The 22,222-nt window shown below is 52.6% G+C and carries 21 protein-coding genes and 1 pseudogene; 19 read left to right on the forward strand and 3 right to left on the reverse strand.

Annotated elements, in window-relative coordinates:
• Window positions 1–86: 86 nt before the first annotated feature.
• The 11 genes and pseudogenes from nifE to A3844_RS07620 all read left to right on the forward strand — a co-directional run bounded on the left by nifE (window position 87) and on the right by A3844_RS07620 (window position 11,592).
• Window positions 87–1,451, forward strand: coding sequence for a nitrogenase iron-molybdenum cofactor biosynthesis protein NifE (gene nifE, locus A3844_RS07570; RefSeq protein WP_074107061.1), 1,365 nt, complete (start codon window positions 87–89; stop codon window positions 1,449–1,451).
• Complete coding sequence (nifN, locus tag A3844_RS07575) at window positions 1,441–2,769, forward strand: nitrogenase iron-molybdenum cofactor biosynthesis protein NifN (RefSeq protein ID WP_074084158.1); 1,329 nt, start codon at window positions 1,441–1,443, stop codon at window positions 2,767–2,769. Before nifE ends, nifN begins: the two co-directional genes overlap by 11 nt.
• Window positions 2,744–3,160: a nitrogen fixation protein NifX gene (nifX, locus tag A3844_RS07580; protein WP_074107062.1), complete on the forward strand. Its 417-nt coding sequence runs from the start codon at window positions 2,744–2,746 to the stop codon at window positions 3,158–3,160. The genes nifN and nifX overlap by 26 nt, the downstream gene beginning before the upstream one ends.
• Window positions 3,144–3,710 carry a DUF269 domain-containing protein gene (locus A3844_RS07585; protein WP_074107063.1) on the forward strand — a complete coding sequence of 189 codons (567 nt, stop codon included), beginning with the start codon at window positions 3,144–3,146 and terminating at the stop codon, window positions 3,708–3,710. Before nifX ends, A3844_RS07585 begins: the two co-directional genes overlap by 17 nt.
• A 40-nt stretch (window positions 3,711–3,750) precedes the next feature.
• Window positions 3,751–4,503 carry a HesA/MoeB/ThiF family protein gene (locus A3844_RS07590; protein ID WP_074107064.1) on the forward strand — a complete coding sequence of 251 codons (753 nt, stop codon included), beginning with the start codon at window positions 3,751–3,753 and terminating at the stop codon, window positions 4,501–4,503.
• Window positions 4,500–5,642: a homocitrate synthase/isopropylmalate synthase family protein gene (locus A3844_RS07595; RefSeq protein ID WP_074084162.1), complete on the forward strand. Its 1,143-nt coding sequence runs from the start codon at window positions 4,500–4,502 to the stop codon at window positions 5,640–5,642. The genes A3844_RS07590 and A3844_RS07595 overlap by 4 nt, the downstream gene beginning before the upstream one ends.
• 187 nt (window positions 5,643–5,829) lie before the next feature.
• Window positions 5,830–6,432 (forward strand): annotated as a pseudogene (locus A3844_RS07600) (aldo/keto reductase); the annotation flags it as partial.
• Between the two features lie 248 nt (window positions 6,433–6,680).
• On the forward strand, window positions 6,681–7,454 hold the full coding sequence (locus A3844_RS07605) for a Cof-type HAD-IIB family hydrolase (protein WP_074107065.1): 774 nt from the start codon (window positions 6,681–6,683) through the stop codon (window positions 7,452–7,454).
• 387 nt (window positions 7,455–7,841) lie between these two features.
• Complete coding sequence (locus A3844_RS07610) at window positions 7,842–9,533, forward strand: glycoside hydrolase family 13 protein (protein ID WP_074100642.1); 1,692 nt, start codon at window positions 7,842–7,844, stop codon at window positions 9,531–9,533.
• A gap of 230 nt (window positions 9,534–9,763) precedes the next feature.
• Window positions 9,764–10,510 (forward strand): class I SAM-dependent methyltransferase, encoded by a 747-nt coding sequence (locus A3844_RS07615; protein ID WP_074084164.1) that lies wholly within the window; start codon window positions 9,764–9,766, stop codon window positions 10,508–10,510.
• Complete coding sequence (locus A3844_RS07620) at window positions 10,507–11,592, forward strand: MBL fold metallo-hydrolase (RefSeq protein WP_244169723.1); 1,086 nt, start codon at window positions 10,507–10,509, stop codon at window positions 11,590–11,592. The genes A3844_RS07615 and A3844_RS07620 overlap by 4 nt, the downstream gene beginning before the upstream one ends.
• A gap of 205 nt (window positions 11,593–11,797) precedes the next feature.
• Here A3844_RS07620 and A3844_RS07625 read toward each other — a convergent pair whose 3' ends face one another.
• Entirely contained in the window at window positions 11,798–12,610 is an 813-nt protein-coding gene (locus tag A3844_RS07625) for a hypothetical protein (RefSeq protein WP_074107066.1), read from the reverse strand.
• A 92-nt stretch (window positions 12,611–12,702) separates the two neighbouring features.
• Window positions 12,703–13,314, reverse strand: coding sequence for a phosphatidylglycerophosphatase A family protein (locus A3844_RS07630; protein WP_074100610.1), 612 nt, complete (start codon window positions 13,312–13,314; stop codon window positions 12,703–12,705).
• Window positions 13,315–13,489: 175 nt separating this feature from the next.
• Between A3844_RS07630 and A3844_RS07635 the strand changes: the two genes are divergently transcribed.
• The 8 genes from A3844_RS07635 (at window position 13,490) to A3844_RS07670 (ending at window position 21,813) form a co-directional block, all read left to right on the forward strand.
• Window positions 13,490–14,614 carry a GerMN domain-containing protein gene (locus A3844_RS07635; RefSeq protein ID WP_074100611.1) on the forward strand — a complete coding sequence of 375 codons (1,125 nt, stop codon included), beginning with the start codon at window positions 13,490–13,492 and terminating at the stop codon, window positions 14,612–14,614.
• Window positions 14,615–14,889: 275 nt separating this feature from the next.
• Entirely contained in the window at window positions 14,890–15,648 is a 759-nt protein-coding gene (gene rph, locus A3844_RS07640; RefSeq protein WP_074107067.1) for a ribonuclease PH, read from the forward strand.
• Window positions 15,649–15,650: 2 nt separating this feature from the next.
• Window positions 15,651–16,295, forward strand: coding sequence for an XTP/dITP diphosphatase (locus A3844_RS07645; RefSeq protein WP_074100612.1), 645 nt, complete (start codon window positions 15,651–15,653; stop codon window positions 16,293–16,295).
• 552 nt (window positions 16,296–16,847) lie between these two features.
• Window positions 16,848–18,482, forward strand: coding sequence for a glycosyl hydrolase family 18 protein (locus A3844_RS07650; protein WP_244169724.1), 1,635 nt, complete (start codon window positions 16,848–16,850; stop codon window positions 18,480–18,482).
• 265 nt (window positions 18,483–18,747) lie between these two features.
• A complete protein-coding gene (locus tag A3844_RS07655) occupies window positions 18,748–19,182 on the forward strand; it encodes an NfeD family protein (protein WP_074084171.1) in 435 nt (144 codons plus the stop codon).
• Complete coding sequence (locus A3844_RS07660) at window positions 19,182–20,117, forward strand: SPFH domain-containing protein (protein WP_074084172.1); 936 nt, start codon at window positions 19,182–19,184, stop codon at window positions 20,115–20,117. Before A3844_RS07655 ends, A3844_RS07660 begins: the two co-directional genes overlap by 1 nt.
• Before the next feature lie 143 nt (window positions 20,118–20,260).
• A complete protein-coding gene (locus A3844_RS07665; protein ID WP_074084173.1) occupies window positions 20,261–20,719 on the forward strand; it encodes a cupin domain-containing protein in 459 nt (152 codons plus the stop codon).
• Between the two features lie 257 nt (window positions 20,720–20,976).
• Window positions 20,977–21,813, forward strand: coding sequence for an aldo/keto reductase (locus A3844_RS07670; protein ID WP_074084174.1), 837 nt, complete (start codon window positions 20,977–20,979; stop codon window positions 21,811–21,813).
• An 85-nt stretch (window positions 21,814–21,898) separates the two neighbouring features.
• Here the strand turns inward: A3844_RS07670 and A3844_RS32725 are convergent, their stop codons facing one another.
• Window positions 21,899–22,132, reverse strand: a complete 234-nt coding sequence (locus A3844_RS32725; protein ID WP_074107069.1) for a hypothetical protein — start codon at window positions 22,130–22,132, stop codon at window positions 21,899–21,901.
• Window positions 22,133–22,222: the final 90 nt, after the last annotated feature.

Genomic DNA, 22,222 nt, shown 5'->3' on the forward strand with positions numbered 1-22,222 from the left:
AATTTGGCAATCATGTAGAATGGCCGTCTTAGCAGCGCAAGGTTTGCGTGAAGCAAGCAACTTTTTGCGAAGGAGATGAAGAGCCGATGGAACCTGTTCGAAAAGACGAATTTGACTCCGGGGCTTGCGGGAGCCTGGCCCCAAAAGTAAAGCCCTGTCCACGGCCCAAACCGGGTGAAGCGGCTGGAGGCTGCTCCTTCGACGGAGCCCAAATTACACTGCTGCCGATTATGGACGCTGCGCATCTTGTCCATGGTCCGATTGCTTGTGCGGGGAACAGCTGGGAGAGCAGGGGAACCCTGTCCAGCGGCCCTTCCCTGTCTCAATATGGTTTTGCTACGGATCTTACGGATTCCGATATTATTTTTGGCGGAGAAAAGAAACTGAAGGATAGTATTGACTATATTGCCGAGCGCTTTGCGCCTCCGGCAATATTTGTATATTCAACATGTGTGACTGCTCTGATTGGTGAAGACATGGATGCTGTCTGTAAGACTGCAGCCGAGCGGCTCGGCATCCCGGTCATCCCTGTGAACAGTCCCGGATTTGTCGGCAGCAAGAATCTCGGTAACCGGCTGGCCGGAGATGCGCTGCTGCAATATGTTATCGGCACCGGAGAACCGGCTCCCGAGATGTCCATGGGTATCAACCTAATAGGTGAATACAATATTGCCGGTGAGATGTGGGATATCGAGAAGCTGATGAACAATGCAGGTATTTCGGTAACCTCACGTATTACTGGAGATGCCCGCTATAAGGAGCTTACTTGGGCGCACCGTGCGAAGGTGAACATGGTTGTCTGCAGCCGGGCTTTGCTGGGACTCGCCAGGGAAATGGAGTCCAGATACGGAATTCCATACTTTGAGGGCTCATTCTATGGCGCCAAGGAAACGACCTATTCGCTAAGACAAATGGCTTATTTGATGAATGACCGCGAAATGGAGCGCCGGGTAGACCGTCTGACCGAACGTGAAGAGGCCCGTCTTACCCAGGATCTTCGTCCATACCGCAAGATCCTGAAAGGTAAGAAGGCGGTGCTCTATACCGGCGGTGTCAAAAGCTGGTCCGTTATTTCTGCACTTAAGGAGCTTGGTGTTCAGGTGGTGGGCGTTGGCACGAACAAAAGCACGGAAGATGACGTTCGGCGGATTGCCGACCGTGTGGGGGATGACACCGAATATATTCCCGAAGGCGGAGCCAGCCGCATCCTCAAAACGGTGCGGGAACGCAAAGCGGATATTATGATCGCAGGCGGCCGTAATATGTACGTGGCCATGAAGGAACAGATTCCGTTCATTGATATCAACCAGGAGAGACACAAGGCTTACGCTGGTTACGAAGGGCTCTTGCGGCTCGCCAAGGAGCTGACCTATTCCCTGGCCAATCCGATCTGGAAGCTGGCTGCCAGTCCGGCCCCATGGGATAAGGAGGCGCCTCCCTATGACCGTTAACAGAAGGAAGAAGCCAGCTTCGGTCAATCCGATCAAAATCGGCCAGTCGCTCGGCGCCGTGCTGGCACTGCAGGGCTGTTACCGTGCCATGCCGCTGATGCACGGTTCGCAGGGCTGCTCTGCTTTTCCCAAGGCGCTGCTGACCCGTCACTTTCGTGAGCCGATCGCCGTTCAGACCTCCGCGCTGCAGGAGATGGATGTGATCTTTGACGCGAACCGCAATCTGGAAGAGGCCCTGAATGTGGTGTTAAGCAAGCACCGGCCTGATATTATCGGGATCATCGGGACGGAATTGACCGATGTGGCCGGGGTGGATTATCAGAGCATGCTCAAGTCCTACAAGCGGGAACGGAATATGCGTGGGGGGCTTGCTTTTTCCGTGGTATTGCCGGATTTCCGCGGGTCACTTGAATCCGGCTTCAGCGCTACCGTGGAGTCCATGATCGATGAGATGATCCAGCAAGTAGGGCATAAGGGCTCACGAAGCGTGAATACCCGGCAGATTACACTGCTGCCCGGATCATTTCTGACACCTGCGGATGTGATGGAGTTGAAGGAGATGATATCTTCTTTCGGATTCGAGGTTATTGCGCTGCCGGATATTTCAACTTCCTTGTCAGGGCATTTGCTGACCGGCTTCTCCCCGCTGACCCGTGGCGGTGTGCCGCTGGATTCCATGCTGCAGAGCCTGCAGTCCGGGCTGACGATCGCGATCGGCGGCAGTATGGAGCGTCCGGCAAGGAGACTTCATAATGCGCTCGGTACGCCGTACAAGGTATTCGAGAGTGCGATGGGGCTTAAGGCTTCGGATGAACTGCTGCATTTTTTGCACCAGATCAGCGGAGAGCCGGTGCCGCTGCGGTATTGCTGGCAGCGGGAAAATCTGCTCGATAGCATGCTTGACGCGCATTTCCAGTTCGCCGGAATGTCCGTTGTGGCTGCGCTGGAGCCAGACCACCTGTACTCGGTCTCCGGGTGGCTTGAGGAGCTGGGTGTGGAGCAGAAAGCGCTGATCGCCTCCTATGAAACACCGCTGATTGCAGGGATGGAGCGCGAGGTATGGGTAGGGGATCTGGACGATGCCGAAGTGCTGGGCACAGGCGCTGATCTATGGATCAGCAATTCGCATGGTATTGCCGGAGCGCAGCGGATGGAAGCGGCATTTATGCCGGCAGGGTTTCCGGTATGGAATGAGCTGGGGGCATATATGTCAGTCTCTGTTGGATATAGAGGGGCTATGGAATGGAGTAATAAAGCAGGGAATTTGTTAATGCAGAGGGAGGTGGGCCGCCGTGAAAGTAGCATTCGCCACAGATGATGGAAACCGGGTGAATGCCCATTTCGGGCAAAGTCCTATGTTCGCCGTATATAATGTGACCAAAAATGGCGGTGAACTGCTTGAGCTACGCAAGCTGCCGGTTGTTCTGAATCAGGATGAAGCCGGGAAAATTGACAGCCGCCTGGCGGCGGTAGAGGATTGTACGCTGATCTTCATCATGCAGATCGGCGCTTCAGCCGCCGCGCGGGTGACACGCCGCAAGATAATGCCGGTCAAGGTTCCCTTCGGCAGCCCGATTGATGAGCAGGTGAAACGTCTGGTTGAGATGCTTCAGGGCAAGCCGCCGATGTGGCTGGCCAAAGTCCTACGTGCAGAAGAAGAAGAAGAAGGCACAGGTGAAGGGGAGGAAGCGAATGGAACCGTTGGCTAATGACAGGTTGGCATTTCAGGCGGGAACTTTCCAAGAGGAGGCGTCGGTGCAACCCCGCCGCCGCAAGGCGGTAAAAGAACTGGATCAGGATACGGCGGATGCTTTTGTCCGCCGTTTGTGCAATCTTTTGGATACAGCCGACTTCTTCGGACGTCATGCTTCGCTGTCCCCGCAGGAGAAGATAACCAAGCTGTTCCTGGCTTCGGCCGAGGACAAGGATAAATCCGAATTCAACTGTGCCGTATCACCGAAGGTTCGCCAGCAGGTTCCGGTTCTGTTCCAGGCGATCGCCGGGGTCATGGAAGAGAAGAGCGGAACCATGGTGCAAAGTACTGCCGAGATTAATGAAGAGGGCTTTGGGCGGGGGCTGCTGTACACCGGGCGTGTGATTCTGGTGCTCAAAAGTCTGCGGGCCGGTGCTCCTTTCCCGTTCACCTCCGAGGAGAAGACTATTCGTTATGGAGTGGAATGTATCGAGGAAGGCCTTGCGTTTCTGGAGAAGTATAATGAAATGTCTGCCTTCCACGGTTTGCTGAGTCTGGAAGGCTAGGGATCAGAAATCTAATGTTCAGTCACAGGGGGAATCGGGCATGAAGCAGCTTGCCGGAGGTTTGGAGCTGGAACGGTATGCCCGGCAGTTGAAGCTGCTGGGTGAAGACGGGCAGAAGGCTCTGAAGGAAGCGACGGTCATGGTGGCCGGAATTGGCGGACTTGGAGGAACGGCAGCGATGTATCTGGCCGCGGCGGGCGTTGGCAAGCTTATTTTGGCCCATGAAGGAATAATTGTCCCGCCTGATCTCAATCGGCAGATTCTAATGGACACAGATCATCTGGGGATGGAACGGATCAGTACAGCTATAACCCATTTGAAGCGCCTGAACCCGCATGTCGAGATCGAGGGATATAATGCAAGAATTGAATATGACCTTGCCAAACCCTGGGTACTGGACGCAGATATTGTAATCGACGCCCGTTATGATTTTCCAGAGAGGTATGCTCTGAACCGCCTGTGTGTAGATACCGGCACACCTATGGTGGAAGCTGCAATGTACGGATTTGAAATTTCGCTTACCACCGTTATTCCTGGTGTTACACCCTGCCTCGAGTGCTTATACCCGGATGTGCAGCCTCAGTGGGAGCCGCTTGGATTTCCAGTTTTGGGAGCGACATCCGGAATTGCAGGTTGTATGGCTGCGCTGGAAGCCGTAAAATGGATTACAGGGGTAGGGACAACTTATGCGGGCGTGATGCATCGCTTCAGCTCACTCGACTTCGCCTGTTACAGCGTCCATATTTCCCGTAATCCGAATTGCGCTTGCTGCGGAGAAGGAGGTACACCGTGAAAAGTCTCAAGCTATGTGACACGACACTGCGGGATGGCGAACAGGCGGCTGGAGTTTCATTCACGAGGGCGGAAAAGCTGGAAATCGCAAAGTTGCTGTCGGAGAGCGGAGTTGAACAGGCAGAGGTAGGAATTCCTGCCATGGGTAAACGGGAGCAGGAGGATATTGCGGCAATTGCCGAATTGAATCTCCCCATGAAGCTAATGACCTGGAATCGCTCGGTACCGGGGGATATTGACAAGGCACGGGCTACCGGAGTGAACTGGAGCCATGTGTCTATTCCGGTATCGGAGATTCAGCTGCATGGCAAGCTGGGGCTAACGCCAGCGGAGGGACTGAACAAGCTGCTGGGTGCAGCGGAATACGCCCGGTCGCTCGGGATGACGGTGTCGGTGGGAATGGAGGATTCGTCCAGGGCCAACATGGGTTTTCTGGTTGAGCTGGTGAATTCTCTATATAAGGAGGGCATCCGCAGGTTCCGTTATGCGGATACCGTCTCAGCGCATCATCCGGGACAGATCGCCGAGCGGGTAAGCACGCTGCTTGGTGAGGTTCCTGCAGATGTCGAGCTGGAGGTGCACTGCCATAACGATTTCGGCCTGGCCTGCGCGAATACGCTCAGCGGCGTAGCCGCAGGGGCAGTCTGGGCCAGCACCACAGTGGCCGGAATCGGAGAACGGACCGGCAACGCAGCCATGGAGGAAGTCGCTATGGCCTGGCACCATCTGTATGGCGGAGAGAGTAACGTCAGATTTGATCTGCTGAAAGGCTTGGCCGACAAGGTGATTGCTGCTTCCGGACGAAGTGTTGGCGATGCCAAACCGATTGTCGGGCAGCTGGCTTTTACCCATGAGTCGGGAATTCATGTGGACGGGCTGATGAAGGAGAGAGCTACTTACCAGACCTTTGATCCCGCGGAAGTGGGCCGGAGTCACCAATTTGTACTCGGCAAGCATTCCGGCACCGGCGGCGTATCCCATGTGCTGGACCAGTGGGGCCTCCAGATTACCCCGGATACCGCAGGGCATTTGCTGGAGCGTGTCCGAGAATACGCGGAGTCCCATAAAGGCACGGTCCCGGAATATATGCTGGTGCAGTGGCTGATGGAGGAGCAGCAGCGGGCTCAGAATGCTGTATAAGCATAAGGAGTATTGCCGGTTACGGTGAAAATGAGGTTGTCTTATCTACCGGCAAGATTCCGGCAATGGCTGAGTCCAACGTTAGGAATTCTCGCAGTCGGGAGTATGGGAAGTGCAGGCAGTGGTGTCTTCCTTGGGGGAGGCGGACACTGCCTGTTTTTTATACTCTCAGGCGCTTGAATATGACCGCACCCAAAAAGCATTTGAAAAATCACTGGAACGATTGCAGCTGGATTATTTGGATTTGTAATTAATTCATCAGCCTTACGGAGATATATTCGGCTCTTGGCGCGCAATGGAAGAACTGTACCATGAAGGTAAGGTGCGGGCTATTGGTGTCAGCAACTTTCATGAGGATCGTCTGATCGATTTGATTATTCATAATGAAGTGACTCCTGCCGTAAACCAGGTTGAGACGCATCCTTTTAATCAACAAACTAAAAATGCAAACTTTATGAAAGAGCATCATGTTCAGATCGAATCCTGGGCGCCTTTTGCTGAAGGGAAAAACAACCTGTTCCAGAATGAGGTACTGGTATCCATCGCTGCAAAGTATAATAAATCCGTTGCTCAGGTGGTTTTACGCTGGATGACACAAAGAGAAGTCGTTGTGATTCCAAAGTCTGTTCGTAAAGAAAGAATAATTGAAAACTTCGATATCTTTGATTTTGCATTAGATCCAGAGGATATGGCGTCGATTGCTGCGCTGGATACGAAACAGTCCCTGTTCTTCTCTCATCGTGATCCTGAAATGGTGAAATGGATCTGCAACCATAAGCTTGATATCTAAATGTTGGGGAGGGTTATATATTCCTCATTAGTATCGGATTTCAGTAAAGCTATTTTAAAGTTTGCCTAGGAGAAACGGCTGCCATCCTGCAGGAGAGGAGGAGGCCGTTTTTTCTTTTTACACTCCGGTTGCGCTCTGGAATTTACGGTTTTTGAGCAAAGATAGCTTGCATCGCATACGACAAGCCTCTACAATCTTGAGCAGGAACGTTAAGCAGAGAGAGCAAGGATAAGGAGAATGGAGAAGCTATGACGAAGAAAACAATCTTTTTTGATATTGACGGTACAATCTATGATGAGGAGAAGAACATCCCCGCTTCCACGAAGGAAGCTATTGCTGAACTGAAAAGACAGGGGCATCATGTAGCAATTGCCACAGGCAGAGCCGCATACATGTTCGAGGATTTGCGTGAAGAGCTGGACATTCATTCTTATGTGTCGCTCAACGGGCAGTATGTTGTTTTTGAAGGAGAAGTAATTTACCGCAACCCCCTGGATACCTCTTCCCTGCAGGCTCTAACCTTGTTTGCCGAAAAAAATGATCATCCGGTGGCTTATATTGATGCCGTAGGCATGAAGGTGAATGTTGCGGAGCATGAGTATATCAGAACCAGTATCGGGTCGCTGAAGCTGGCGTTTCCGACACATGATGCGGAGTATTTTCTGCAGCACGAAATCTATCAGGCGCTGATTTTCTGTCCAGAGGAAAATCAGGTGTTATACGAGGAGACGTATCCGCAATTTCATTTTATACGCTGGCATCCCTTGTGTATGGATGTGCTGCCGGGAAATGGCTCGAAGGCGGGGGGCATCGCTCAAATGATGAAATCGCTCGGGGTCCGGAAGGAAGATATCTATGCGTTTGGTGATGGACTGAATGATCTGGAGATGTTGGGCTTTGTGGGTCATGGTATCGCGATGGGCAATGCAGAAGATGAAGTGAAGGCTGTTGCGCGCTATGTTACCAAGCCAGTCAGTGAGAATGGAATTCTTGAGGGCTTGAGAATGGTGGGGCTGTTGTAGAGGAAAGGTGCAAATTTCAGCTTGCCCAGACGGTAGGAACATCCAATTTTCCGGGGAATAAATAGCAGCCTACGAGACGAATGTCCATGCCTCCATAGGTAAATAGAGTACTTCGGCAGTCACGCTGCAAACTGAATCAACAGCACAATTCTGCTGAGCATAGTGGGCCATAATCCAATCAGAAGACGGGAGCACTTCTATACGAAGGCGTTCCTGTCTTTTTTGCTGCCGCTTTATTTGCTGAAATGAAGGTTTTATAAGAAATTTGTTATTCCCTTCCTCTGGAGTGGTTAAGATATATTAATGTGTCCGCAAGAGGCCGGGAAGTCCTTTATGCCGGAACATATTTCTTATCCAAGCAGGAATCGCAGAAGCGGAGGAATCCTTGTGAACCCGAAATGGTGGAAGGAAAGCGTAGTGTACCAGATTTATCCGATCAGCTTCATGGACAGCAATGGTGACGGGATCGGTGATTTGCGCGGAATTATGTCTAAGCTGGATTATTTGCAGGATCTGGGCGTGGATGTCATCTGGATCTGCCCGATTTATAAATCGCCGAACCATGACAACGGCTATGATATTAGTGATTATTGCGACATTATGAAGGAATTCGGGACGATGGATGATTTTGACCGGCTGCTGCGGGAGATGCACTCCCGCGGGATGAAGCTGATGATGGATCTGGTGCTGAACCATACTTCCCATCAGCATCCCTGGTTTATTGAATCCAGAAGCTCTAAGGATAATCCCAAACGGGATTATTATATCTGGAGAAAAGGTAAAAACGGCGGTCCGCCGAACAACTGGGAGTCTTATTTCAGCGGCTCGGTCTGGGAGCTCGACCCCAAGACGGATGAATATTACCTGCATCTGTATTCCAAATTTCAGCCGGATCTGAACTGGGAGAATCCCGCCGTGATCGACAAGCTGCATGAAATGGTGCAGTGGTGGCTGAAGAAAGGAATCGACGGCTTCCGTTTTGACGCAATCGCCCATATTGTGAAGAAGGACGGGTATCCCGACGCCTTGAATCCTAAGGGTACGACGACTGTGCGGGCGTATGACATGTTCTCCAATCTGGAGCATGTGCACACGCTGCTGCGCAATCTGAACGAGCAGGTGCTCTACTTTTACGATATTATGACGGTTGGCGAAACTTCGGGGCTTGGCCCGGAGCAGGCACTGGATTATGTCGGTGACGGACGCCGCGAGCTGAACATGACCTTTCAATTCGAGCATATGAATCTGGACTGCGCGGCTCCGGGCGGAGGAAAGTGGGATACGGTCCCCTGGAGTCTCTTGGAACTCAAGAAGATCATCAGTAACTGGCAGACGGTCCTGCATAATAGTGGCTGGAACGCCAACTATTTGTGCAACCATGACCAGCCGCGTTCGGTATCCCGGTTCGGCAACGATATGTATTACCGCATCCCCTCAGCCAAAATGCTGGCTACCTTTATTCATATGCTGGAGGGAACCCCTTATATCTACCAGGGTGAGGAGATCGGGATGACCAATGCGGGCTTTGATTCGATTGATGATTACCGGGATGTAGAAACACTGAATTATTATGAGGAAAAGCGCACGAATGGCGTTCCCGAAGCTGATATCATGGCCGCAATTCATAAAAAAAGCCGGGACAACGCCCGCACGCCGATGCAATGGAACGATGGAGAGGACGGTGGATTTACGGAAGGCGTACCGTGGATCCGGTTGAACTCCAATTCCCGGGAGATTAATGCAGCCAGTGCGGTCAAAGACCCTGACTCGATCTATCATTATTACAAGAAGCTGATCCAGCTGAGAAAAAAACATCAGGTCATTGTCTACGGTGAATACGCCCTGCTACTGGGAGAGCACCCGGAAATTTATGCGTACACCCGCACACTTGAGGATCAGCGGCTGCTGGTGGTGCTGAATTTCTTTGAGCGGGAGCCGGTGTTTGAGCTGCCGGAGGAATTTCAGTCACAGAAGCTGGAGCTGCTGATCTCTAATTACACGCCAATTAATGAGGAAGACCTGAGAAATCTGAAGCTTCGTCCTTATGAAGCAAGAGTATATCTGCAGCGACAGAACTAGAGTGGTCTAAAGAGTTGCCATGACGCGGGAAGTATGGCGAAATGGCGACTCTTTTTTGAGTTTAGCTATAAAAGACGGTACAATTGCGTTACATTAGGTGATATGTTCAAACCCGTTATTCTGAGAAAAATAAGGGACATCGCCATTGGAATCGGGAGAGCTTGGTTCGAATACACGCGTAGCATACATAGAGAGGTTTGTGCAGGTGCTGCTGCGGGAGGAGAAGGAACATGGGTGAGTGGTATGAGGAGAGTTTTGGTGAGGATTACTTAACTGTATACAGACACCGGGATTTTGGCGGGGCGCGGCGTGAGGTGGAGCGGATGATCGGATGGCTGGAGCTGCCTCAGGGGGCCAGGGTGCTTGATCTGTGCTGCGGCATGGGACGCCATTCTCTGGCGCTCGCGGAAGCGGGATATGAGGTTACCGGTGTGGACCTGTCTGAGGCGCTCCTGCGTGAAGCGCGGGCACAGGCCGGAGCCGAAGCCGTGACCTGGATACGTTCAGATATGCGTCAGCTGCCGCTTGAGGGCGGCTTTGAGGCTGTGGTGAATTTGTTTACTTCCTTTGGCTACTTTGAAGAGGATGAGGAGCAGGTGAAGGTGCTGCGGGAAATCCGCCGCATGCTTGTACCGGGCGGCAAATTCATAGTGGATTTTCTGAATCCGGCTCATGTCATCCGCCATCTGGTTCCGCACTCCGTCCGTGAGGATGGGGATACTCTGATTGATGAGTCGCGGCGGATTGAGGATGGTTATGTCAAGAAGGATATCATCCTGACCTCGAAGTCCTGTGGGGCTTCACGTAAGTACCATGAGCGCGTCAAGCTGTATCCGCTGGATCAATTCCGCGAGATGATTGCAGCCGCAGGCCTTCAACTGGAGGCGGTCCACGGCAGCTATGAGGAAGAGGAGTATGTGGCGGAGAGCTCCGGGCGGATGATTTTTACGGGTGTACGTCCGGTGAAGGGATCATGAGGAAGACAGAACTAACCTCAGGGGAAGGCGGTGACGATAGCGTGAGGAAGATAGACCTGATCCCAGGGGAAGGCGGCAGCGATAGCATGCAAAAGGTTGGTATGAACTCATGGGAAGGCGGTATTATTCAGGTCTCGGTTCCGATGGACCTGCCGCTGCGTCAGGTGAACAGCTATATTCTCCCTGATCGGAACCGACAGCTTACGGTTATCGACCCTGGTCCGCATACGCCCCAAGCGGAGCTTGCCTGGGAGAATGTGTTGAAGGAGCTGGGCTATTCATGGGGTGAGATTCGGGATATTGTGGTCACGCATCATCATCCGGACCATTACGGTCTTGCAGGATGGCTGCAGTCCCGCAGTGGAGGTAAGGTCTGGATGTCGGGACGGGCCCATGCCGAAGCCCGGCTGACCTGGGGAGAGGCGGCTACTCTGAATGAAGCGCTGCCGCAATTTTTCCTCAGCAACGGCATGCCTGAGGAGTGGATACAGGGAATCCGGGAGCATTTGGAACGCTTCCTGCCCCAGGTCACCCCTCAGCCAGAGGTGACCTATCTCAATACCATGGAGCCGTTCCACATGGGGAACCGCAAGTGGCAGCCGATCTTGACCGGTGGACATGCACCGGGGCACGTGTCCTTTTATCATGGCGGCAGCGGGCAAGTTCTGTGCGGCGATGCTGTGCTGCCGCAGATTTCGCCCAATGTCAGCCTGCAGCCGGGCAGCGATCCGCAGCCGCTGCTGACCTTCATGGAGGGGCTGCGCGAGCTGCGTAGTCTCCGGGTAACTCAGGCGTTTCCGGGCCACCGGAAACCGTTCGCGGGTTTCACGGAGCGGGCGGACAGCCTGCTGCGCCATCATGAGGAGCGGCTGGATACGACTGCCGCTCTGCTTGAGGGTGGCCCGCTCAGCGGCTTCGCGGTATGCGAAGCGCTGTTCCGCAGCCGCGTGTCGAACGCACACCAGATGCGGTTCGCCATGAGCGAGGCATTGGCCCATCTGGCCGAGCTGGTGCGCCGGGAGCGGGCGGAGGTCATCCGGCCGGAGAGCGGCGGAGTGACCACGTTCGCGGCAGTGGAGTAAGCTGCGTGTAAACCAGCAGCAACATTATAAAGGCCAGGCCACGTATGACACAGGGGGAACCCCATGCATACGCGGCCTGGCCTTTTTGAGGAACAACGGCAGGAATGCCGTTGTTGAAGCACCCTGGGCTGGTTTGCTCAGAAGCAACGGCAGGAATGCCGTTGTTGGACCGCCCGAACAGTCAATTTGTACTGAACCGTAACGATTATTCTACCTTTTTCATCTTGGACGGGTTGTTGATTTTGTACTTCACAGGATGCTGAGTGAGCTTCTTGGCCACGACCTTTGCTTCAAAGGACACGGTATCGCCAACAGCCAATTCCAGTTTTTTTAACGTTGCGCTGTGGCTGGACCAGATTTCATCGATAGCCAGGTCGTGGCCCTCCACAGCCACTCCCTCATAGATGATAACCTCGTCATCGTTATCGGAGAAATGATTGGGCACGGTTGTGAACTCTTTGACGACAGCCGTCATCTGCAGCTTCTCTTCAGGCAGAACTACGGCCGCCTTCTTTGGGGATTTGGCCGGTTTCTTCTTTGGAGCTTCCGGCGGTTCGCCGGCTACAATGGCTACAGCTTCTTCAGCCCTTGAGCTAACAGCCATTGATGGTGTGGCCTCTTCGTCTCCGCTATCTTCCGGGCCGGCTGCTGAATCTACAACATCTGCTGCCCCCTCTTCCGCCACAGCTTCTTCAGGATCATTCCCTGATTCCTCCGTCTTCGCCGCTTCGGAAACAGTGCCTGCTCTTGAACCGAAGGCGGCAGTCTGCATTTCTTTTAGATAAGCAGGATGAATGCAGTGCTGCTGCTTGTTCTCGAACTGTATCACAACGGTCTGAGGATCAACATATCCTACAATCTCACAGGGCAAAGTAAGCCCTTGCCGCTTGTACAGATAGGTTTTGACCCGGGTTGCTGTGGTGGATAATAGGTTCCATTCCTTGCAGCGCTCAATGAGCTCATCTTCACTCTCAAAATCCTGTACCAGCATGGGGCTGATCACAAAGGGATAGGTCATCCTGTGCTCACCTTCCTTACCATCTATTATCCGGAGCAGACCAGTTCTAGGGGGGCTGTCCGAAGTTGGTATACCAATTAACACGTTGACCGCTATTCCGGCTGTGTTTTTTCTTTCTCCGGCGCTGCCTTCCGTGAGGCTTCCTCAAGATCCTCGGGCGCATGCGGATGACCAAGCTCCTGCTCACGTTCGGCCTGTTTCCGGTGCGCGATACGCGAGCTGGCGGCAGCAGCCACCGCTCCTACAATGTCGTCCAGATAGGTATGGATTTGGCCGGTAGTTTTGTCGTTCAGCCGTTCGAGAACCCCTGGTTTCAGCTTGTCCACATAGCCGTAATTGGTGAAGCCGATGCTCCCGTATACGTTCACTATGGAAAAAGCCAGAATTTCATCGACGCCGTACAAGCTCTCATCATTTTCTATCATGTCCTGCAGAGGGGAGAGCAGCTTGCCCTCTTCTGCCAGCACATCCAGCTGGATACCTGTCAGAACGGCGTTCTGTACCTCGCGTTTGCTCAGCACCATCTCTACGTTATGGACACACTCTTCCATTGTAAGGTTCGGATAATATTTCTTCTGCAGCAGCATTACCAGCTCGGCGATTTCTTCCAAGGTTACTCCGCGTTTATGCAGCCAGAACCTGGTTGCTTCCGCGACCTTTTTGCTGTTTAGACTGTAAGGTATTTTTGCATTAGCATCAGCCATGATCAGTCACCCCGTAAATGTGTCTTAGTTTGGATAGCTTAGAAAATTGTAACCTGCCTGTGCTGCAATTGTCCAGATTCCGGGAATTTAGGATAAGCTGTTGTTATTTTTTGAGCAGAGGGCTCGTATACATAGCAGTACAACTGATCTCAAGCGTTGAAAGGGGTAATCATTCATGAAGCATATGAAACACATCCGCGGGCTCTCCGCAGCTTGCCTGCTCGCGGTTCCGTTAACCTTGTCCGGCTGCAGTATGTTCGGATCGGAATCGGCATCAGTGGATCCTCCGCCTGGTGAGGTCGAAGCGCAAATGCTGCAAGTCAGCGGTGACGGGGCATTGAAAACCGGTTTGCTCGGGCCCGCAGCACTGGATGGAGCTGACCTTTCCGCTGGAGTGAGTACGGATACTTCGTCTGCTGCTGCAGCCGGAGAGCGGACAACCGTCTTCCTGGAGGATGGAAATGGCCTGTTAGCCCCGGTATCTCTAAGCCTGCCGGAAGGCGACGATACCGCTATGCTGAAGGACTCCCTGACCGCACTGGTCCGCAAAGGAAACTATGCCTCTGCACTACCCGAGGGCTTCAAGGGTGTGCTGCCTGCCGGAACGGAAGTGAAGAACATCACCGTAGACAAGGCTAAGCTGGCCGTGGTTGAGTTCAACTCCAAGTTTAATGATTACGAACCGGCAGATGAACGCAAAATACTTGAAGCGGTCACCTGGACGCTGACCGGACAGGACGGAATTCAGGGCGTGCAGTTGTGGGTAGACGGGAAAAAACTTACGGAGATGCCGCTGCAGGGCACGCCGCTGGACCGCCCGTTAACCCGCACCCTCGGAATTAACCTCCCCAAAAACGGACCGCTGCTGATGAATTCCAGCGCGGTCACGGTATATTTTTCAGCAGCAGCTTCGGACGGCAGTTATCAATATTATGTACCGGTTACCCGCTTTGTACCCGCAGGGCAGGATACCCTGAAGGCAGCGCTGAATGAACTGATTGCCGGTCCGGAAACACAGAAAGGACTGGAGACGGTAATGACTCAGGAAACGGTGCTGGATTCGGTGGAAGCGGGACAGAACGGGGTGGTCACTGTTTCTCTGAATGATGATATGTTCGCGGACGGCAAGGGAGTACCGGCGGAAATGCTTGAATCCGTTGTACTTACGGTTGCACAGAACTCCGACGATGCGCTGGTGCAAATCCGCATGAACGGGCAAAAAACAGTAACCGGCACCAATAACGTTGACTACGGGCAGCCGGTATCGGCCCCGGAATATGTGAATGTGCTACCGCTGTAAAATCGAAAGTAAGGTCAAAAGATGCTTTTGTGCCTGCTCTTTGGTAGAATAAAGCTTGCTACGCTGCTACTTGGAGTCAGCGAACTCTGAACCGGCTGTTTGCCGTAAGCGTTGCAGGTATTTGTGCTTAGCTTTCCGAATCTTATAGATGAAATTTCAAGGCGATGCCGTCCTGATCTTTATGGGGACGGCATCCCTTTCTGCGTAGAATGTAAGAGGGCGGACGCTGAGGCCACACAACAAACTTAGAGCTAGAGATGTAGGAGGCAGAAAAGATGAGATCAAACGGGCGCAATGCAGATCAGCTTAGGCCGCTGACAATAACCACTCAAACCAATAAATACGCGGAAGGTTCCGTGATCATTGAAATGGGGGACACCAAGGTCATTTGTACAGCCACGGTGGACGAGAAGGTTCCTCCATTCCTGAAAGGACAGGGTAAAGGCTGGGTAACCGCTGAATACTCCATGCTTCCCCGTGCCACGCAGACGCGCAACCAGCGTGAAGCGGCACGCGGCAAACTGACCGGACGCACGATGGAAATTCAGCGTCTGATCGGGCGGGCACTGCGTTCCGTAGTGAACCTGCACGCTCTTGGCGAGCGCAGCATTACACTGGATTGCGATGTTATTCAGGCGGATGGCGGAACACGGACAGCTTCGATTACAGGGGCTTTTGTAGCTATGGCCTTTGCGATTAACAAAATTGCGCATCAGCATAAACTGAGCGTATTTCCAATTACGGACTATCTTGCAGCGATTAGTGTCGGGGTTGTCGGCGACGAGACTCTGCTTGATCTGAATTATGAAGAGGATTCCAAAGCGAAAGTCGATATGAACGTGGTCATGACCGGAGGCGGGGCGTTTGTAGAAGTCCAGGGTACCGGAGAAGAGCGTCCTTTTACCCGTCAGGAGCTGGATCAACTGCTGGGTCTGGGTGAGAAAGGGATCTACGAACTGATTGCCGTACAAAAGGAAGTGCTCGGAGCGATCGCGCTCAAGATCCCCACAGGCCAGCCTGGACAAGAGGTATAGCAATGGATTCCGGGGGCGGTATTCTGATTGTCGCGACGAAGAATAAGGGCAAGGTGCGGGAGTTTCAGCATGCATTTGCTCCGCTCGGCCTAACCGTTAAAAGCATGTTCGATTACCCGGATTTGCCCGATGTGGTGGAGGATGGGGCGACTTTTGCCGAGAATGCGCTGAAGAAGTCCCAAGCCGTCGGGGATGCCCTCGGCCTCCCTGTTCTGGCAGATGACTCCGGTCTGTGTGTGGATGCCTTGGAGGGAAGACCGGGGGTCTACTCGGCCCGTTATGCAGGTGAAGGTGCAAGTGATCCTGAGAATAATCTGAAGCTGCTGAACGAGCTGGAGAAGCTGAAACAGGGCGAGGACACCGGACAGCCGCTGCTTAGTACGGCCCGCTTCGTCTGCGCCTTATCCCTGTACGATCCTTCTACGGGCAAAGAATTGACCGCTGAGGGAACTGTGGAGGGCTGGATTACCTCCGAGCAGGCGGGGGCCGGCGGCTTCGGCTATGATCCCCTCTTTTACCTGGCAGAGTACGAAAAAACCATGGCCGAACTGACGCTGGAAGAAAAGCAGGCCATCAGCCACCGGGGCAAGGCATTGCGGTTATTAACTGGGAAGCTTGCGGCGCAGCAGGAACTTCAAGGCCAATAACAAAAGAAAAAACAGGCGGGCATCTTGCTCTATCCCAGCTTTTTATGCCTCGCCTGTCCCCTTCAGAAAGTCTGTCCGCGAGAGCTGCGGCAGACTTTTTTTATGCAGTGATAAATGGAAACTAGATGATATTATCCCCTAAGTATGGAAATTTCTCCCTAGCTTAATCCGGTGCTTTGTATGAAAATAAGAATTACCTTCATCCTTTCCTTTGTTAAGAATCCTCTTATTCTATGTACAACATCCCTCTCAATCGTTTTGTAGGCAGGTATTGCCCGACAACAACGCATAGAACAAACTTCTCAAGCACAAGACCAGCTTCGCACACCAGACAACGTTACCGAAATTGCAGGCTATGAGAGCATTACAAGATTAAGAGCACAGATGATCATTTTTCGTGCGCTTTTTTTGTGTACTCATCTAGTATCCGGATCTCGTGAATCTAATAGAGACAATGGATGAAGGTACATTCCAATCTGGAGGTGACACAAGGAGCCTTGTCTGTGAAACAGGATTACAAGCTATGCATAGAACCTAGGGAGGTAAATGAAAATGAGGTTGGCAAACAGCAGATTTCGTAAAACCTTTGCGCTTGGGATGGCTGTTGCTCTTGTGATTGCACTCTTTTCAACGATAGGTACCCATGTCAAAACTGCAAATGCGGCTGCGGGCTACAAGCTCGTCGGTTATTATGCTTCGTGGGCTGCCTACGGACGGGCTTACAACGTTACAGATATTGATCCCAGTAAGATGAATGTGATCAACTATGCTTTTGCCGATATTTGCTGGAACGGGATTCACGGCAATCCCGACCCGGCCGGACCGAATCCGGTCACCTGGACCTGCCAGAATGAACAAGGCCAGCCGATCAGCGTCCCGAATGGCACGATTGTGCTGGGTGATCCCTGGATCGATGCCCAGAAAAGTTTCGGAGATGACAAATGGGATGATCCGATTAAAGGGAATCTGAAGCAGCTCTGGAAACTGAAAGCGAAGAATCCGAACCTCAAGACAGTGATCTCCGTCGGTGGCTGGACTTGGTCGAACCGGTTCTCCGATGTTGCCGCTACAGCGGCGACCCGTGAAGTATTTGCGAATTCTGCAGTCGATTTCATTCGCAAGTATCAAATGGACGGTGTCGATCTGGATTGGGAATATCCGGTTAGCAGCGGTCTTGCAGGCAACAGTTACCGCCCGGAGGATAAGCAGAATTACGTGCTGCTGCTGCAGAAAATCCGTGAAAAGCTGAATGCCGCCGGAACTGCCGACGGTAGAACCTACCTGCTGACCATTGCCTCCGGCGCAGGCCCGGCATACATTCAGAACAATAACCTTAGCGGCATTGCTGCCGTTGTCGATTGGATCAACATTATGACCTATGACTTCAACGGCAGCTGGAATACGACTACAGGGCACAATGCTCCGCTCTACTACGATCCGGCGGCAGCCTCAACAGGTCTGACTGAGCCGGCGAACTATAATATAGACAAAGCCGTCACAAGCTATCTCGCAAGCGGAGTCCCGGCGAATAAGCTCGTTCTGGGCATGCCGTTCTATGGACGCGGCTGGGGCGGTGCGCCGAGTACAGGAAACGGGCAATATCAGGTGTCAGCCGGTATTTCGTCCACAGGCACATGGGAAAAGGGGAGCTATGACTTCTACGATCTCGAAGCCAATTATATTAACAAAAACGGCTATACCCGCTATTGGAACAACACCTCAAAAGTGCCCTATCTCTATAATCCGTCTGCACAAACATTCATCAGCTATGATGACGTGGAATCCTTCAGTTATAAAACGAGCTATATCAAAACCAAAGGCCTGGCAGGAGCGATGTTCTGGGAGACCAGCGGCGACCGCAACAAAACATTGCAGAACAAGCTGAGTACCGATCTGGGCGGCGGAGTGGTGCCGACACCGACACCAACCCCGACCGCTACAGTGAAACCAACCGCTACGCCAACGCCTACTGCTACAGTGACACCAACCGCTACGCCAACGCCTACTGCTACGGTTACCCCAACTCCAACAGCGACTCCAGGAGTAACCGCCTGGGCAGCAGGAGTCGCCTACAAAGTGGGCGATAAAGTGAGCTATGGTGGTAATGTGTACACCTGCCGCCAGGCCCATACCTCGCTGCCAGGCTGGGAGCCGGTTTTGACGCCTGCTCTCTGGCTGTTGAATTAACAGCTTATCTTCAACAGCAAAAAGCTTGCAGAGAAGGCTGAGCCGACTCTGCAAGCTTTTTGTTCAGTTGGAATTTCCAGCGGATCACTTGGCGATCGAACCATACATACGGATTTTTGTACAAGAAAAGAAATAGCCGCTCATAAGTTCCACGCGCTGTAATATATTGATATGTAATGCCTGTGTCCGGGCTAATAAAATTTATGCAACGTCATACGGTTTATTTCGTTATAGTAGTATATAGCGGAAGGTGGTGGGTTCACCGATGGTGGTCTGGGTATTTTGGTTAATTGCAGCCGGTGTCCTGTTTGTCGTTGAAATGATGACGCTTACGTTTTACCTGCTCTGGTTAAGCATTGGTGCTCTTGCAGCTTGTCTTGTTTCCCTTATGCTGCCTGACGCGGTATTGCTGCAGGTCTTGGCAGGCTCGATCGTTGCGCTGGGGCTGACGATTTGCTCCAAGCCGCTGGTAGCGAGATTCCGCAATTCGCGGGGGTTCAAGGATACAGGGACTGAAATTGTCGGCAGGCAGGGGCTCGTTGTAGAACCGATTGAGCCGGGGCAATTCGGTCAGGTTAAGGTAGGCGGAGACACCTGGAGCGCAACCTCAATAGAGGCGCTGGGCAAGGATGAAGTGGTCAAAGTAGTCGGAAGAAGCTCCACAATTATTGAAGTAGTAAAATGGGGGGATATGTACTAATGCAATGGGCTATTATTGGGATTATTATTTTTGTTGTTGTCGTATTTATCGCGCTGACCATCAAAATCGTACCGCAGCAGCGTGTAGGGGTTGTAGAGCGTCTCGGTAAATTCCACCGGCTGCTTACACCGGGGCTGAATATCCTTATTCCGATTATCGATCAGGTACGGACGTATCATGATTTGCGGATTCAACAGGCCAATGTGCCGCCGCAGACCGTGATTACCAAGGATAATGTACAGGTACAGATCGATACAATTATTTTCTATCAGGTGGTAGGCCCGGAAGAGGCAACCTATGGCATTTCTGATTATGTATACGGGGTGCGCAACATTTCCACAGCCACCATGCGGCAGATCATCGGTAAGCTGGAGCTGGATGAAACCTTATCCGGCCGGGAAAAAATTTCTTCGGATATCCGCCTTGCGCTGGATGAGGCTACGGAGAAATGGGGCGTGCGGATTGAACGCGTAGAGGTTATTGATATTAAGCCTCCGCTCGATATCCAGGAAGCGATGGATAAGCAGATGAAGGCGGAGCGAAGCAAACGTGCGATTGTGCTGGAGGCCGAAGCCGCTAAGCAGGATATGATCCTGCGTGCCGAAGGTGATAAGCAGAGTAAGATCCTGAAGGCAGAAGGCGATAAGGAAGCGCGTATCCGTCAGGCTGAGGGCTTAGGCCAGGCACAGGAGCTGGAAGCACTTGGTCAGGCCAAAGCGATTCAAGCGGTAGCCGAGGCCGAGAAGGCCCGTATTCAGCTGATCAGCAGCGCTGGACTCGATGAACGGGTGCTCGCATATCAATCTTTTGAGGCATTGACCGAAATTTCCAAGGGAGCGGCTAACAAGGTGTTCCTGCCTACCAGTGCTGTGGATACGCTGGGCACGCTCGGCGCTATGGCTGAGGTGTTCAAGGCGAGCAAGGAGAGCAAGTAAGAGGGATATTTTACAATTGCGTCACATTCCGTTAAAGTAAAAGCAAAACGAAGCGCATGCTTACGAAGTCAGTTTTGCTGGGCAAAACTTAAGGTGTGTGCTTACGAAGCCAGTTTTGCTTGGCAAAACTTTAAGGAGAGAATATGGTGACGCAAAAAGAAATTTCGCCACTGGTGGAAGCGCTGGGGCTGCAGCCTCACGTGGAAGGCGGCTGGTATAAAAGACTATGGAATGCCCCTTTTGAAATTCCGCAGGACACCCTGGGTGAGAGCTACTCCGGGCCAAGGGCATCGGCCTCTTCCATTTATTTTCTGCTGCATGCGGACGAAGCCTCAGAATGGCACACGGTGCTCTCGTCTGAAATCTGGCTGTGGCATTCCGGCAGCCCGATAGTTCTGAGTCTGGGAGGGAGCGGTGACAAGCCGGAGAATGTGACTGAGGTCGTTCTGGGCCTTGACATTGCAGCCGGCCAGCAGCCGCAGGTAGTTATTCCGCCAGGCGTATGGCAGGCCGCCCGGCCGCTCGGCGAAGAGCCGGTGCTGGTCTCCTGCATCGTCTCTCCCGAGTTCCATTTCGATGATTTCAAGCTGATCGGGAAATAAAATGAACGGCAAATGGAGTGTGGCTGTGTTTGCAGCTGCACTCCATTTTTTGTATCTAAGGCATGAACTGCTATACTGATTTTGATAATGGCTGATTACTATGCCGATTATAAGGTTAAAGGAAGTTTGTTCAGGGATAAGCACGCTGAAATGCAGCGGTTTACATTATCCTTATATTTCTCGCTGAGACGGACACTAGCCGAGGATAGGATGGCGGGCCGTTTCCGCTTAATACCATTACGACTGGAGGGCTAATCATGACAGAAGCAAACGGACCCTTTTCCGGGGGGCCTACGTTAAATGACGGGGCAACCATGCCTTGGCTGGGGCTTGGAGTATGGCAGACCAAGAACGGGGAAGAAGTGATTCAGGCGGTGAAGTCGGCGGTGGAGACCGGTTATCGAAGTATCGATACGGCTGCCGGATACAAGAATGAAGAGGGTGTCGGGCAAGCCATCCGTGAATGTGGAGCGGACAGGGATGAGCTGTTTATTACGACCAAGCTGTGGAACGGTGACCAGGGGTATGAGTCGACACTGAAGGCTTTTGAGGTCAGCCGCAAGAAGCTTGGCCTGGATGTTGTGGATCTGTACCTGATCCATTGGCCTGTGGCCGGTAAGTACCGCGATTCCTGGAAAGCTCTGGTGCATCTGCAAAAGGAGGGGCTTGTCAAATCCATTGGCGTGAGCAACTTCCAGCCGCATCATCTGCAGGATATCATCGACGATACGGGAGTGGTGCCTGCGGTGGATCAGGTGGAATTCCATCCGCTTCTGACCCAGCGCGAGCTGCTGAAGTATGCGAAGTCGCATGATATTCAGGTAGAAGCCTGGAGCCCGCTCATGCAGGGGAATCTGGATTTGCCGCTGTTGAAAGAACTAGCCGGTAGATACAACAAGACCGTAGCGCAGATTGTGCTCCGTTGGGATCTGCAGCAAGGTGTCGTCACGATTCCAAAATCCGTACATGCCGAGCGCATCGTGGAGAATGCGGGATTCTTCGATTTCACCCTCAGCGATGAGGATGTCAAAGCGATTGAAGATCTGAATCAGAATCACCGCTTCGGTCCGGACCCGGATAATTTCAACTTTTAAGCACATAAAAGGCATTGGGTACAATATTGAAAGCCAAAGAGCAAGTCTCCTTCGTGGGACTTGCTCTTTGGCTTAAGAGGATGGATTAGCGGCAGCTCTGCCGGAAATGATGCAGGCAGCACCAGGCTCTGCCGCTTAATAGACTGAGCGGGAGCGCACAGGCTACGGTTAGGTGAACGCGGCAGAACAGCTGCCTTTCGGGCAGGGCAATTCCGCCCTTTACTGTGCTGGCGGTAATCAAGGTAAGCATCCACACGAGTGCGGTCATCCAGCCACCAAACTGCGGCGGCAGATCAGAGGTTAAGCCGAACTGGCGCATATCCGGCGCACTGCCGGTAATCAGGGTATGAGCTAGAATGGCCGCTGCCCCGTAGGCTAGGGGCAGACCTGCAGAGCGATAGATCTGCGT

It is taken from the genome of Paenibacillus helianthi, from assembly GCF_001909055.1.
Taxonomy (GTDB): Bacteria; Bacillota; Bacilli; order Paenibacillales; family Paenibacillaceae; genus Paenibacillus_AQ; species Paenibacillus_AQ helianthi.

Excerpts from the sequence above, each read along its gene's own strand:
- rph (WP_074107067.1), top strand. The coding sequence starts at position 14,890 with ATGAGATCAAACGGGCGCAATGCAGATCAGCTTAGGCCGCTGACAATA.
- nifE (WP_074107061.1), top strand. The coding sequence starts at position 87 with ATGGAACCTGTTCGAAAAGACGAATTTGACTCCGGGGCTTGCGGGAGC.
- A3844_RS32725 (WP_074107069.1), bottom strand. The coding sequence starts at position 22,132 with ATGCGCCAGTTCGGCTTAACCTCTGATCTGCCGCCGCAGTTTGGTGGC.
- A3844_RS07615 (WP_074084164.1), top strand. The coding sequence starts at position 9,764 with ATGGGTGAGTGGTATGAGGAGAGTTTTGGTGAGGATTACTTAACTGTA.
- A3844_RS07650 (WP_244169724.1), top strand. The coding sequence starts at position 16,848 with ATGAGGTTGGCAAACAGCAGATTTCGTAAAACCTTTGCGCTTGGGATG.
- A3844_RS07625 (WP_074107066.1), bottom strand. The coding sequence starts at position 12,610 with ATGACCTATCCCTTTGTGATCAGCCCCATGCTGGTACAGGATTTTGAG.
- A3844_RS07605 (WP_074107065.1), top strand. The coding sequence starts at position 6,681 with ATGACGAAGAAAACAATCTTTTTTGATATTGACGGTACAATCTATGAT.
- A3844_RS07635 (WP_074100611.1), top strand. The coding sequence starts at position 13,490 with ATGAAGCATATGAAACACATCCGCGGGCTCTCCGCAGCTTGCCTGCTC.
- A3844_RS07645 (WP_074100612.1), top strand. The coding sequence starts at position 15,651 with ATGGATTCCGGGGGCGGTATTCTGATTGTCGCGACGAAGAATAAGGGC.
- A3844_RS07655 (WP_074084171.1), top strand. The coding sequence starts at position 18,748 with ATGGTGGTCTGGGTATTTTGGTTAATTGCAGCCGGTGTCCTGTTTGTC.
- A3844_RS07590 (WP_074107064.1), top strand. The coding sequence starts at position 3,751 with ATGAAGCAGCTTGCCGGAGGTTTGGAGCTGGAACGGTATGCCCGGCAG.
- A3844_RS07670 (WP_074084174.1), top strand. The coding sequence starts at position 20,977 with ATGACAGAAGCAAACGGACCCTTTTCCGGGGGGCCTACGTTAAATGAC.
- A3844_RS07665 (WP_074084173.1), top strand. The coding sequence starts at position 20,261 with ATGGTGACGCAAAAAGAAATTTCGCCACTGGTGGAAGCGCTGGGGCTG.
- A3844_RS07660 (WP_074084172.1), top strand. The coding sequence starts at position 19,182 with ATGCAATGGGCTATTATTGGGATTATTATTTTTGTTGTTGTCGTATTT.
- A3844_RS07585 (WP_074107063.1), top strand. The coding sequence starts at position 3,144 with ATGGAACCGTTGGCTAATGACAGGTTGGCATTTCAGGCGGGAACTTTC.
- A3844_RS07620 (WP_244169723.1), top strand. The coding sequence starts at position 10,507 with ATGAGGAAGACAGAACTAACCTCAGGGGAAGGCGGTGACGATAGCGTG.
- A3844_RS07630 (WP_074100610.1), bottom strand. The coding sequence starts at position 13,314 with ATGGCTGATGCTAATGCAAAAATACCTTACAGTCTAAACAGCAAAAAG.
- nifN (WP_074084158.1), top strand. The coding sequence starts at position 1,441 with ATGACCGTTAACAGAAGGAAGAAGCCAGCTTCGGTCAATCCGATCAAA.